The organism is Acinetobacter lwoffii (assembly GCF_024129355.1).
GTDB classification, from domain to species: domain Bacteria; phylum Pseudomonadota; class Gammaproteobacteria; order Pseudomonadales; family Moraxellaceae; genus Acinetobacter; species Acinetobacter lwoffii_I.
The window spans coordinates 57,093-70,578 of the sequence record NZ_JAMXXP010000008.1; the positions used below are offsets into that span (position 1 = coordinate 57,093).

10 protein-coding genes are annotated in these 13,486 nt (G+C 35.3%); 6 read left to right on the top strand and 4 right to left on the bottom strand.

Going from position 1 to position 13,486, the window contains the following annotated elements:
- Window positions 1-28: 28 nt before the first annotated feature.
- The 5 genes from NI468_RS06515 (at window position 29) to NI468_RS06535 (ending at window position 5,805) form a co-directional block, all read left to right on the top strand.
- The gene (locus NI468_RS06515) at window positions 29-1,171 is read left to right on the top strand and encodes a hypothetical protein (protein ID WP_253100773.1); all 1,143 of its coding nucleotides are present in this window, start codon (window positions 29-31) and stop codon (window positions 1,169-1,171) included.
- 2 nt (window positions 1,172-1,173) lie between these two features.
- Window positions 1,174-2,040, top strand: a complete 867-nt coding sequence (locus NI468_RS06520; RefSeq protein ID WP_253100777.1) for a glycosyltransferase family 2 protein — start codon at window positions 1,174-1,176, stop codon at window positions 2,038-2,040.
- Window positions 2,040-3,194, top strand: a complete 1,155-nt coding sequence (locus NI468_RS06525) for a glycosyltransferase family 4 protein (RefSeq protein WP_253100780.1) — start codon at window positions 2,040-2,042, stop codon at window positions 3,192-3,194. Before NI468_RS06520 ends, NI468_RS06525 begins: the two co-directional genes overlap by 1 nt.
- 81 nt (window positions 3,195-3,275) lie before the next feature.
- Entirely contained in the window at window positions 3,276-4,229 is a 954-nt protein-coding gene (locus NI468_RS06530) for a GNAT family N-acetyltransferase (RefSeq protein WP_244783294.1), read from the top strand.
- Window positions 4,230-5,154: 925 nt separating this feature from the next.
- Window positions 5,155-5,805, top strand: a complete 651-nt coding sequence (locus tag NI468_RS06535) for a sugar transferase (protein WP_034609171.1) — start codon at window positions 5,155-5,157, stop codon at window positions 5,803-5,805.
- A gap of 536 nt (window positions 5,806-6,341) precedes the next feature.
- On the opposite strand, the gene NI468_RS06540 is transcribed toward NI468_RS06535, so the two are convergent.
- From NI468_RS06540 to NI468_RS06555, 4 genes are all read right to left on the bottom strand, one after another.
- Window positions 6,342-7,796 (bottom strand): capsule assembly Wzi family protein, encoded by a 1,455-nt coding sequence (locus NI468_RS06540; RefSeq protein WP_253100782.1) that lies wholly within the window; start codon window positions 7,794-7,796, stop codon window positions 6,342-6,344.
- A gap of 145 nt (window positions 7,797-7,941) precedes the next feature.
- Window positions 7,942-10,125, bottom strand: coding sequence for a polysaccharide biosynthesis tyrosine autokinase (locus tag NI468_RS06545; RefSeq protein ID WP_253100785.1), 2,184 nt, complete (start codon window positions 10,123-10,125; stop codon window positions 7,942-7,944).
- A gap of 35 nt (window positions 10,126-10,160) precedes the next feature.
- Window positions 10,161-10,589 carry a low molecular weight protein-tyrosine-phosphatase gene (locus tag NI468_RS06550; RefSeq protein ID WP_005094751.1) on the bottom strand — a complete coding sequence of 143 codons (429 nt, stop codon included), beginning with the start codon at window positions 10,587-10,589 and terminating at the stop codon, window positions 10,161-10,163.
- Window positions 10,589-11,692, bottom strand: coding sequence for a polysaccharide biosynthesis/export family protein (locus tag NI468_RS06555; protein WP_005105023.1), 1,104 nt, complete (start codon window positions 11,690-11,692; stop codon window positions 10,589-10,591). The genes NI468_RS06550 and NI468_RS06555 overlap by 1 nt, the downstream gene beginning before the upstream one ends.
- Before the next feature lie 279 nt (window positions 11,693-11,971).
- On the opposite strand from NI468_RS06555, the gene tviB reads away from it, so the two are divergent.
- Window positions 11,972-13,249, top strand: coding sequence for a Vi polysaccharide biosynthesis UDP-N-acetylglucosamine C-6 dehydrogenase TviB (gene tviB / locus NI468_RS06560; protein ID WP_005105024.1), 1,278 nt, complete (start codon window positions 11,972-11,974; stop codon window positions 13,247-13,249).
- Window positions 13,250-13,486 lie beyond the last annotated feature (237 nt).

The window sequence follows — 13,486 nt, forward strand, 5'->3', positions numbered from 1 at the left end:
GCATCAGATAATATAAAAGGAATGGATAATGATTATTTTAAATGAAAGTAATTCAAAAAATAACATTATTTTTTTAAGTGATAGTAATATAAGAGATAAAGTGGTTGTATATCTTGTATTGTTTTCATTTTTTTTATCTCAGTTTTATTTTTGGTCAAGTGGGGTTCCGCAGTTTAGTCACATTTTTATTATAGGGGCTATTTTATTATTATTTAATAAAAGTTCTTCAATAAATATTGAATACTCTAATACAATTTTATTGTTTGTCGCATATGCAATTTGTGTGAATTTTTCCTGGTATTTAATCGTTCTAGATTCCAGTTATATGATGTCGACTGTTTACTGGATCTTTAATTTATTATTCTTTTTATTAATGATGAACCTGAATCAGGTTCAGATTAATTTTTTCCATGAAAAACTATTATTTCTTATTCCTTTCTCCTATGTCATTGAAATTATTATCTGGGCAAGTAACTTAGGTCGTTATGATTTTGACCCACGATACAATGGTCTTTTTAATGATCCTAATCAAATGGCATTTTGGGTGCTCAGTACCTGTGCAATTTATTTATATATTTCTGGAAGCAACTTTAAAAAAATAGTCGTTTATTTGTTAGCCTTATTTCTGATTTTATTGACCATGTCAAGATCTGCTTCTGTTGGCTTTTTAATGTTAACGCTAGGATTTATATTTAGCCAAAAAGGAGAACTCAATAAAAGAATATTTGTATTCTTTGGGACCTTGGTTTTTTTTGGTGTTTTAAGCTACTTTTTATATAACATGGGGGCTTTTGATAATATTGTATTACGATTTGTAGAAGGATTAGATCAAAGAGATAGCCAAGTAGAAGGACGCGGTCTTTTTAGTTTCTTTGATTATCCTCAATATTTGATTTTTGGGGCTGGGCAAGGTGCTCACTGGTTATATAACCCCACAGGCAATGAAATTCATTCAACTTGGTTAGGAATCTTGTTTTATTATGGAATTGTAGGCATATCCTTATTTTTAATATTTTTATATCAAATATTCAAGAAACTTTCACTTTCAAACAAAATAATATTATTAGGGCCAATGTTATATGGGTTTACCACTTATAGTGCAAGAACGCTTATTTTCTGGTTTTTATTGGCGGCTTTTTTACTATTTTCAAATAATAAGAAGGAAGAATAAATATGTATATTTCTATAGGAATTCCATTTTTTAATGCAGAAAAATACTTGGAAGATGCGATTAAGTCAGTACTGGCTCAAACTTTTAAAAACTGGGAGTTAATATTGGTAGATGATGGATCAACAGACCGGTCTTTAGAGATAGCCCAGTCATTTGTCGATCCTCGAATCCGTATCATTTCTGATGGGTACAATAGAAGATTGCCTTACCGCTTAAATCAGATTATTAATGAAGCAAAATATGACCTTATCGCACGTATGGATGCTGATGATTTAATGGCAGTAGACCGGCTGGAAAAACAGGTTAAAGTTTTGAATGAAAATCCAGAAATTGACTTAGTGGTAACCAGCTTATATTCCATTGGCAATAAAAATGAAATTTTAGGAAAAAGAATCTTTTCTAATCACCAAATGCAGCCCAAAGAAATTTTACAAGGTCTGACCAATTTATTACATCCTTCACTGCTTGCACGTAAGGCATGGTGTCAAAGAAATCTTTATCAAATCGATAACTGCTTAGCTGAAGATTATGAATTATGGCTCTCGGCAGCGATAAAAAATGATTTTAATTATCTGGTTATGCAAGAACCCTTGTATTTTTATAGAGAAGTAGAAAATGTAAAAAAAGAAAAAATGATTCGTGGTTATAATACCCAAATTAAAGTGATTAAAAAATATTATAAGAATACTATATCTGATATAGACAAAAATAAAATTATTTTAAAATTTCAAGTCAAAAAAATTGTAGTGAGAATATTAAATTTTCTGAATTTAATGCAAGTTCTACAAATACGTAGGATTACATCTGTCTCTGATCAGGATAAAGATTTTTATGCTTCACAATTAGAAATTATAGAGCGTATAAAGTAATGATCTCTAAAAAAATTATTATTATTGGTACAACAGCATCTAATCTTTATGGCTTTCGTAAAGATTTCATTTTGTCCTGTTTAGCCCAGAATTATCATGTTTATGCTTTCGTGTCTGAATATAGCAATGACTGGTTGGATAAAATAGAAAATTTAGGAGTTACTCTTGTAACCTATCAACTTAGTCGTGGAGGGTTAAATCCATTGGCTGATCTATATTCAACTTATCAGCTGACTCAGAAAATAAAGGAAATTCAACCTGATATTGTATTTTCATATTCAACAAAACCCGTTATTTATGCAACTTTGGCTGCTTATAAGAATAAAGTTCCTTATATCTATGGCATGATTGAAGGCTTAGGCTCTCCTTTTACCATTCATAAAAATGGTCAAAGTTTGAAGGCTAAATTCATACGCTTTGTACAAATCTCTTTATATCGGCTTGCATTTCCATACTTAGATAAAATTATTTTTCTAAATCGCGATGATCCTAAAGATCTCGTTCATCGTTATAATCTTCCGCATAAACAGAATGCAATTGAAGTTTTGGGACCTATTGGTCTTAATTTAAATGACTATTTTTATACGAAATGGGATGATCAAAAAAGATTATCTTTTATCTTTATTGCCAGGTTAATTGCTGAAAAGGGTATATTTGAATATTTAGAAGCTGCTAAAGTAATTAAAAAAAAATATCCTGACATAAAATTTAAAATTATAGGGGGACTAGATCCCGAAAACCCAACCGGCTTAAAGCAGACAGAATTAGATCAATTGATAGAAACAGGAATTATAGAATATGCGGGCTTCGTTAAAGATGTAGATCAACGAATACGTGAGAGTGCGGTTTTTGTATTACCCTCCTATTATAGAGAGGGGGTTCCTCGCAGTACACAAGAAGCGATGGCTATAGGTCGGCCAGTCATTACTACTAATGTACCAGGCTGCAATGAAACAGTAGTAGATGGAGTAACAGGTTTTTTGATTCCAAAATGGGATGTGGCTGCATTAGTAAAAAAGATGATTTATTTTATAGAGCATCCTGAACAAGTAAATAAGATGGGATATCAAGGATTTTTATATGCTAAAAAAAATTTTAATGCAGATTTGATCAATTATAGGTTATCCAAAATGCTAGGAATTGATAAGTCTTAAGGTTTTTTTAATAATTATTTTTAAAAAATATTATTTAGATTTTATACCTTATGAAAATTTATAATGATAAAGGAGATTACGGTGAAAGAAGCTGTAAGTTTTCAAATAAAAAAATATGAAGATGCTGATAAAGAAGTATGGAATGATTTTTTATTAAACTGTAAAAATTATCATTTCATGTTTAATCGGAATTTTATGGACTACCATTCTGATCGATTTGAAGACTTTTCTTTAATGTTTAAAAATGATAAAGATAAAATCGTGGCTTTATTGCCTGGAAATATTAAAGATAATATTTTTTATAGTCATCAAGGCTTAACATTTGGTGGTTTTTTGATTGATAGGGATTGTCGTGCTATTGATATGTTAAGTCTTTTTTCTCAGTTAAAAGGTTTTTTAAAAGAAAATTATATTAAAAAAATTATATATAAATGCATACCTAATATTTATCATCATTATCCTGCTCAAGAGGATTTATATGCTTTATTTCTAAATGAAGCAAGGCTCTATCGTAGGGATATTAGTACTTCTATTAACTTACAGGAAAAAATTTACTATTCAAAATCTAAAAAATGGGCAATCAATAAAGCAAAAAAATCTGGATTAACTTATGAAGAAGTCGAACAGCCAAGCATAGTCTGGGAAGTTATTCGTGAAGTCTTAGGTCAACATCATCATCAAAAGCCAGTTCATAATGAAACGGAAATAGATTTATTAAAAAGTAGATTCCCTAATAACATAAGGGCTTATAAATGTTGTTTTGAAAGTCAGATTGTTGCAGCAGCAGTGACTTTTGAAACTGAGAAAGTAGTCCATTTACAGTATTTAGCCAGTAATGATAAGGGAAGGGAAGAAAGAGCCTTAGATATTCTAATCGATTTTTTAATCAATAAAAATATGCAGTCTACTAAGATATTTGATTTCGGTATCTCAAATGAAAAAGAAGGAAAGTTTTTAAATACAGGACTGATTAATCAAAAAGAAAGTTTTGGTGCTCGTGCGATTGTACATGATTTTTATAGTATAGATATATAGTGACCTAACTCATATAGAAATACCTCCACCTTGAAGCATAAATCAATACTTTATAAGAGGTGAATTTTCTGCCTCTTTTTATTTTTTTCTTTAGTGTTTCATACTGATAATAAACGCCATCAACATTCTAAAAATAAAGTAGTTTACTTTTAAAGCTGTCCAATTTTTTTGGATTTATCTCGTAGAAATATCAATAAGATTTTTATATAAATCTTAGATGTCATCTTGAATAAGATTCCTTCTTTTTACTTATCTGGCTTAGACTTGCTTAAAATTAATTAATAAGGTGAATTAATTCACCTTATTTAAAACTATTTTACATTTTGTCACATATTTTTTAGTGTGAGGTGTGTTGTATTTAAAAAATAGATTTTTTTTCAATAAATAGTAACTTTCACAATTATTTATTAAATATATTAAAAGCTCATGAAAAGATATAATTTCTAAAGTGGTTTATTTAATTGAAATTTTCTTAAAGTCTTAATATCTCAATTAAGTGAAATATCATAGAACCTAGTTGTATGATTTTTTTAATAAAGAAAGATTAATCTATAATAAATTGTTAGTTGTTATTTTTTTGATAAACATATTTCTACTTTTAAAAAAATATAATTGTTATGATTGATAAATAGACATATTGAGGTGTTTATTAATGGATCTAAAAAAAGAAAAAAATAAGATCAAAAACGTTGAAGGAAGCAATATTGTAAGGCATAAGCCTTTATTTATTGAAAAAGATAATAGTTTATCAAATAAATATTCTAAAAATATACAGGGGCATAAGAATGGAATAATACAATTTTCCTCAAAGAAGAATGGAGTTAATGAAACAGATAAGAAAAGCTCTTGGCATTATATGGATAAAAAGAATTTTAGTTTAAAAAAATCTTTATTTCCTCATGTTCATTTTTATTCTTTTTCTAATATTTTTACTAAAGAAAAATTATCTAAAAGAATAGTAGATATAGTTATTGCACTAATAGCTTTATTAGTATTGTTTCCAGTTTTTATCATTATGAGCTATAAAGTGCGGAAAAATTTAGGCTCCCCCATTTTCTTTTACCAAGAACGCCCGGGTAAAAATGGTAAATTATTTAAAATGATTAAGTTCCGCTCTATGAGAAATGCAGTAGATAAAGATGGCAATCTTTTGCCTGATAAATTTCGTATCACATCATTTGGACAGAAGATACGTTCAACCAGCTTAGACGAAATGCCTCAACTGATTAATGTTTTAAAAGGAGATATGAGTATTGTTGGGCCTCGCCCTCAAATGAAAGAATTTCTAGAACATTATACAGATGAACAAATGCGACGCCATGAGGTAAAACCGGGTATGACAGGGCTTGCTCAGGTGAGTGGACGCAACAATTTATCTTGGGAAGAAAAATTTGAATTAGATGTGCAATATGTTGAACAGTATAATATTTGGTTTGATTTTAAAATTATGTTCAAAACTGCTAAGGTAATGCTAAGCCAAGAGGGAATTAATGCTCCTGATCAGGAAGTGGGTGCTGCGCGGTTTTCAAAAAAAAGTATTCATGACACTAGCTTATTTACAAAAGAGGTGAAATAACACCAAGCATGGATAAATAAGACTTTCACGAAAGCTAAATGCGGAGTACTGCAAGATTATATCTAAACTATTAATTTTGAGCATAAGCGAGTATTAGCATAATGTACCTATGCCTTCCAGCTACAGGTATCGAATGAGATACGAGTGAAAAACTGAATATTAGATTGACAGTTCCACAAAAAATACTAAGTGTATGACAAGTGGTTTGAGAGCAATGTGACATTCAGGTTAGAAAATTGATGCTGACGCAAGTGATTAAAAAAAGTATAGCCAGTCCTAAGCTACTGAGCCATATATGAGTTGATAAGTATGTTGATTATTGCTCCCTCTCTCATCAGTAGCTGATTTATCAGCGGGCTGGGGTCAATCACTTTTAAAGACTGGTTCAGTCGGTGTAGGGCAGTTCCAGCCATTATTGGATACTTAATAAAAAACCAGCAAGTGCTGGTTTTTTATTTTCAGTTTCATCAGTCTCAAATTTTGGGAGATATGGTAGAGTTGTGGCTATCACCAGCACTTGAGTGTTGAATTAGGTCTTAATAGGAAAATAAGCCCTTTTCTAAGGGGAATTCGATACCAATTGATACACCGCCATCGTTACCGTGTACATCAGAGTCACCCACCCACCCATTCAGTTTAAGTGGAATATCTGGGCGTAGATAATGTGTCCAGGTTAGATCTAGCGCTTTTAATTCATCCTGCGCTGGAAAAGCTAAATTAGTAATGCCTCTATCAGGTCGATTAGCTGCTTGATCAAATTTCGCAAATAGGATGCGTGTATTAACACGATTGAGATGATCCAAACGAATATCGCCACCTACAGACAGCATTTGACCATCACCACCTATGGCATGCGCCAAGGGATAACCATGCTGGTAAAAACCATCGGTGTAGTTGGTGTGATTATAGGAAATGCCTTGTGCTTTACCATTGGTACGGGTATCTGCCCATTCGGTATACAGTTGGAAAGGCATATTGTTATAACTTGATGAATAATCGATTCCAGCCAAATACATTTTTTTGGCCGGCAAGCCGCCTGCTTCATCTTCACCGACATATTGCGCATAGATACCCATCGGGACTTGCACGAGGGGATGTAGATTTAAGCGTGCATCAAAACCGGCAATTTGATTTGATGGATCAGGTTCACCTGTACCACCATTGTCTTTATTGCCAACAAAAGCATCCCAAAGTGAGCTCAGGCTTTCAGGTCGACCTTCACCACCCCATTGCATAGCACGCGATGCACCCAGTTCTAAATAAGGCAAGGGTTGTGCAGTGACACGTAAGCCAATCAGTTTGGCATCAGGCACAGCATCATAATCCTGCAACTGCCCTGCAAAAGCTTGATATTGCCAAGGTCCAATCCAAGCCAACCATTTGTTTGCAAAAGCATTCTGTTCGGCACGCTGCATCGTCACGCCATAGACAGGGCGGCTGGCATCACCACGAATTAAACTGCCATCATGTGCAGGACCCCAGTAGGTCGGGATCTGTCCAGCAATCAACCATTGATTCCATAATTTTCCAGCGATATATGAGCCTTCAAGATTCAAATCTTGATCATTGTCAATCTGTAGATCTTTTTCTGCATTCACACGAATTCTGGCATCCCAGTTCTCGTTACCCGCATTTAGCTCGATACCTGCCTGATATTGCGCTTTTTGCTGATCGCCAAAGGCTTGAGGAATATTTTTTTGATCAGTTTCTGCAAATAAGGATGCTTTGAGCGACTGGTTATTGGCATTCAAATGTGCTAATACAGTATCAATGACTTTTTGCTGAATATTATTGTTGATTTTAGCTTGGGCAAGAGCACGTTGAATTTCATCACCACTGATGGGCCAAGTGGAAGTACTGATTTGAATCACACCCTGCTGATTGAGCCAGTTTAAATCGGTACGTAAGTTTTGGTCATTTAAAACGATGCCTTGTGCAAAGGTGAGGGAAGAACTTAATGCCAAGGTAGCGAGCAGTGTTTTGGATAACATTCTTGTATATTCTCAGGACTTTTAAACTATAACCACGATAGGTTTTTTAGTTGATTTTTTCAACAACAATCATTTGCAATAAATGTAAGGAAGGATAATTTCACACCCTGCTCAGACAGAGTGTGAAATTCGAGTTTAGAATAGATTAGTCATTATCTTTATGTGCAGTATAGGCATAGGCATAATTATAACCATAACTACCCGCTGCACCTTTTTGTACATCATTCAGAATCACGCCATTGACTTTTACATTGGCCTGTTCAAAACGATTCACCGTAATTTCAAGCTCTTTGATTTGCGTCTGAGCATGACGGGCAATCAATAAATTGACCCCTGCATATTGCGCAATAATAATACCATCAGTCACAGCAAGTACTGGCGGAGTATCAATTAAGATGTGATCAAAATGAGCAGATGCCTGATCCAGGAAAGCCTTGAATTTATCGGTACTTAACAGTTCAGACGGATTGACTGGACTCTTGCCGCGAGTAACAAAGAACAGGTTTTCTACAGTCGAGTTTTGGACAATATCTTCATAGCTATTTTGAAGATTTAACAGTTCTGCTAAGCCAGGGCTTAGCTCTGCATTGAAATATTTATGCAAATAACCACGACGCATATCACCATCAATGACGAGTACCCGTTTTCCACCTTGCGCCAAAATGGTTGCAAGGTTAACAGTAATAAAAGATTTCCCAATCTCAGGGGCAGGGCCTGACAATGCAATCACATTATTGCTGGCATTCATTAAGGCAAAGTGAATTGCGGTGCGCATACTGCGCAGGCTTTCAATCGCAATATCACCGCTGTCTTTAACCGCAAGAATAGGAATATTCTTTTTCTTTTTCAGCAGGTTGATACGACTTTCTTGAATTAAAGAACGCGGTACGGTGGCATACACTGGCAGATCCAGCTCATTTTCAATCTGAGCAGCATCTTTAATGCCTGAACGCATCATATTACGTAACAGTGCTAATAATGTACCGAGGAATCCTCCCAGAAAAATCGATAAAATCAGAATTTGTAATTTTTTGGGTGCAATCGGTTTAATCGGCTCAACTGCTGTATCGACGATACGAACATTGCCAATTTCACCGGCTTTGGCAATACGAAGTTGCTGGTATGAATTGAGTAAACCTGTATATAGTTGCTGTTTCACTTCAACTTCACGGAACAATTGTAAGTACTGGCGCTGTAGTTCAGGTAAACGTTTTAATGTTCCATCTAGCTCTGCAATTTTTTTATTGATTGCAGCGAGTTGTGCATTCATTTGCTGCATCATCGGATGTTCATCCATATATTTGGATGAAGCTTCTGCAACCTGCTGCTCCAGCTGGATTTTTTGTGTCTCTAAAGTAATGCTTTGGGTTAAGTATAATTCCGATTCTTTGGTAACATCCACTGTATTTGCTTGTTGGCGGAAGCGGTTGAATTCACGCTCTGCAACATCAAGCTGTTGTTTTAGTTCCGGTAATTGATTTTCCAGGAATTTAAGTGTCTGCGCAGTTTCTGCAGATCGACGTTCAATATTCTGTTGGCTATAAGCAGCTAGAATGGCATTCAGGACTTGAGTAATGTGCTGCGTATCTTCGCCTTGATAGTTAAGACCTAATACACCGCTCATCTTGCCTTTCTCAGCCACTGAGTAGTTACTGGTCAAAGTCTGCATCGCAGCAGGCAAGCTTTGCTTTCGGATATTATAAGCGGCATCGAAACTGTCTTGACTAAAGACACCTACTTTCCAAAGACCGTATTCAGATGAGGATTGACTGATCTGGTTTAGAGGTGCAGAAAAAACCACCTGTTCAGTTTTCTCATCAGTCAGGCTATATTTACCTTCTTTAAAACTTAAAATTAAGTTTTTATCCTGGAAATATTGTGGAATATCAAACTGGCGAATATCGAAACTATTTCGATTGTCTTGAAACAATACTGATTTTTCTGAATACGTGGTGTCGTATTCATGTTTAGCCATTAACCGATTCCAGAAACTGTCTTCTGTACCAGATATACGAATATTTAAATTTAAATGGTTGATGACCTCACCGAGCACCAAACGCGATTTTAAAATTTCAATTTCAGCTTGAGCAGGGGATTTTTGCTCGATCATACTGGATAAATCACCCAATAATGCAGCCGAAGTCCCTTTACTGTCTTCGACTTGTACCATAGCATCTACTGAATAGGTATCTGGCGTGGTTCTTAAATACAGTAAGGCACAGATCAAACTTAAAGTAACGCACAGGGCAATCAGTTTCCATTGCGCAATCAAGGAAAAAAACAATTCCTTTAAGTCAATGGTGTCTTCGGTGTTGGCGGTTTGGCTCATAATTTAAATATCAAAAAGTGAAAATATTAAAAAAATTAAATATATTTTTTCCAGTCAGCAATACAGTCTTGAATTAATTGACAGGTGTCATCAAAAAATGTTTGATCATGCTGATAAGGATCGGCAATATTTTTACTTTGCCAATGCCCCAGTCTAAAGGTTTTACCTTTGGCAAATGGCCAGGTCTGTTCGATATGTTTTTGCTGATTCTGACTCATCACAAGAACTAGGTCAGCTTTTTTAATCAGCTCAGCATTGAGTTTTTTTGCAATATGCGCACTCATATCAATCTCAAAGCGTTGCATGCATAGACTGGCTTTTTCATCGGCTGCATGTCCAACCACGCCCGCAATACCCGCAGACTCAATCTGTAAATGCGGATATTGCTGTTTTAAAAAGTATTCTGCCATGGGGCTACGACAAATATTGCCAATACAAACCACTAAAATATGATTGATTTTCATTAATTCCCCAAACGGTCTAAATTATACAAAGCATTTGAGAATGGGATAATCTGGTTGACGACACGCTGCCAGCGCGCCAAGCCAGATGCATCGATATACACAATATCATTGCTGCGCATCTTAAACTGATTGGCCAGACCAAAATCAGCAATGCTGGTCAAGTCCATCTGGTAGACTTCAGTGTGAGTAGTCGTGGGCTGACTACGCACAACATAAACTTTACTGCGACTGGCAGAAAGTGGATTAAGACCGAGACTTTCACCTAAAACATCACTTAAGCTCATGCCTTGATCACGCAATGCTAAAGATTGGTTTTTACCCGACTCACCCATTACGTAAATTTTTTGATTTTCACGGTTGTTGACATATAGCGTGTCATTTGGCTGGATCAACAAGTGATGCAGTGAAAGCCCTGCTTTTTCTAGCTCTACGGTATTTAAACTATATGAACGTCCCTGGCGTACTAATGTAATAGAGGCATTATCACCTTGTTGTGCATTCACACCACCTGCCATACCTAAAGCAGTATAAACACTCACAGGTTGGTCACTTAAGTAAAATTGACCGCCCTTCATCACATTACCTTGTACTGAGTAACGCTGGCCTTGATAAGACAATACTCGTGCAATCACATCTGGGTTTTTCAGGTAACGTGATAATTGGCTGCGTAATTCACGATTGACTTGTGTCAGTGATTTCCCGGCAGCCTTATAACGGCCAATAATGGGAAACTGAATATAACCTTCTGAGTCGATTTGGAAGCCACTGGCTTGAGCAGCTTGATCATTATTAATACTATTGCTAGGAGAGGTGAGTTCAGGATAAGCCCATAAGTAAATTGATAGAATGTCACCTGGACTCAGATTGTAGTTACGATGCTGTGTATTAAACAGATGGGCATATTGTTGTTGAATATTCTGTACAGCAGGCTGAACAGCCATCATAGAATCTTGAGTGAGTTTTATGACATTGACTGTCGTACCAAGGTCGGTTTGAAAAACGCCTTCGCTAGGTAAGTCCGATGTTTGTAAACCAGAGGTGACTGCACACCCTGTAGTAGCAAGGCCACATGCCAATAAAGCAGCTAGTTGAAAGTGTCGCACACGTTTTCCCAAAGATTATTTTTAAATTTTAAAATTGAAGCTATTCTACCCAAGTTATTGACTATATACATAGCAATTTGTAACTATCTTTCTGAGTTTATGGTAAGAACTGAATGATAGTAGAAGTGTAAATTATTTAAATTTTTACAAAAAATACACACAATGCTGTTTTTGGGTTGGTTTGAGCACAAATCATAATAGAAATTTCATAGTTTTCTGCTAGTATGCCTGCCGAAAGATTTAATCCTCATAAGTACAGTACATAAATAAGGCGCTGAAATGCTATCTATTGCAGATTTAAAAATTGCGGTCATTGGGTTAGGCTATGTAGGCTTACCACTTGCGGTTGAATTTGGGAAAAAAGTACCTGTAATTGGTTTTGATATCTATCAGAAAAGAATTGATGAACTTAAAAGTGGCGAAGACCATACTCTTGAAGTTTCCCCAGAAGAACTCAAACAGGCAAACCAGCTGAGTTATTCAGCAAATTTAGAAGATTTAAAAAGCTGTAACTTTTTTATTGTGACTGTGCCTACACCTATTGATGAATTTAAACAGCCAGATTTAACTCCCCTTGTTAAGGCTTCGACCAGTATTGGACAGGTGCTTAAAAAAGGCGATGTGGTGGTGTATGAGTCTACGGTATATCCGGGTGCGACTGAAGAAACCTGTATTCCGGTTCTGGAACAAGTGTCAGGCCTGAAGTTTAATCAGGACTTCTTTGCCGGCTATAGTCCGGAGCGGATTAATCCAGGCGATAAATTGCACCGCGTGACCAATATTCTGAAAATCACCTCAGGTTCTACCCCGGAAGTCGCTGAGTTTGTCGATCAAGTTTATAATTTAGTTATTGAAGCAGGTACACATAAAGCCTCTAGCATTAAAGTCGCTGAAGCGGCAAAAGTGATTGAAAACACCCAGCGTGATGTGAATATTGCTTTAATTAATGAATTAGCAGTTATTTTTAATAAGTTGGGTATTGATACTGAAGCCGTTTTACAGGCTGCGGGAACCAAATGGAACTTTTTACCTTTCCGCCCAGGTTTGGTCGGTGGGCATTGTATTGGAGTAGACCCATATTATTTAACCCATAAAGCACAGTCTATTGGTTATCATCCTGAAATTATTTTAGCGGGTCGTCGTTTAAATGATGGTATGGGTGCTTATGTGGTGACTCAGCTAGTCAAAGGCATGATTAAAAAGAAAATTCAGGTAGAGGGTGCTAAAGTTTTGGTTTTAGGTCTAAGTTTTAAAGAAAACTGCCCAGATATTCGCAACACCAAAATTATTGATATTGTGAATGAACTGACAGAATACAATATTACTGCCGATGTGTATGACCCATGGGTGGATGCAAGCGAAGCTCAACATGAATATAGGATTGCTACGGTCACAAATCTGGAACAGGGGCAGTATGACGCGGTGATTTTAGCCGTTGCGCATGATCAGTTTAAAGCCATGGGCGCTGAAGCATTACGTGCCCTAGGTAAATCAGCACATATTTTATATGATCTGAAATATGTACTGGATCAATCTGAATCTGATCTTCGATTGTAATTTAGTAGACTTCTTGCGTTAATCAAAATTTAAACAACCGCAAGCTATATTTTATAAGGTTTTAGCTGATTAAAAAATTAGGTAAAAGCATACTTTCGCAAGAGGTCTATTATACGAGGTTTTATTTGGATTGGATTTTCTTTAAAATGAAAAACCCTCATCATTATGAAATGATTTTTTTTCTAAATTTAATTTTTTAAAATAAACGGTCATTTATAGCAATATAGGAAACCTAAT

Coding starts and splice junctions, on each gene's coding strand:
- NI468_RS06515 (WP_253100773.1), top strand. CDS start 29: ATGATTATTTTAAATGAAAGTAATTCAAAAAATAACATTATTTTTTTA.
- NI468_RS06520 (WP_253100777.1), top strand. CDS start 1,174: ATGTATATTTCTATAGGAATTCCATTTTTTAATGCAGAAAAATACTTG.
- NI468_RS06525 (WP_253100780.1), top strand. CDS start 2,040: ATGATCTCTAAAAAAATTATTATTATTGGTACAACAGCATCTAATCTT.
- NI468_RS06540 (WP_253100782.1), bottom strand. CDS start 7,796: ATGTTATCCAAAACACTGCTCGCTACCTTGGCATTAAGTTCTTCCCTC.
- NI468_RS06545 (WP_253100785.1), bottom strand. CDS start 10,125: ATGAGCCAAACCGCCAACACCGAAGACACCATTGACTTAAAGGAATTG.
- NI468_RS06550 (WP_005094751.1), bottom strand. CDS start 10,589: ATGAAAATCAATCATATTTTAGTGGTTTGTATTGGCAATATTTGTCGT.
- tviB (WP_005105024.1), top strand. CDS start 11,972: ATGCTATCTATTGCAGATTTAAAAATTGCGGTCATTGGGTTAGGCTAT.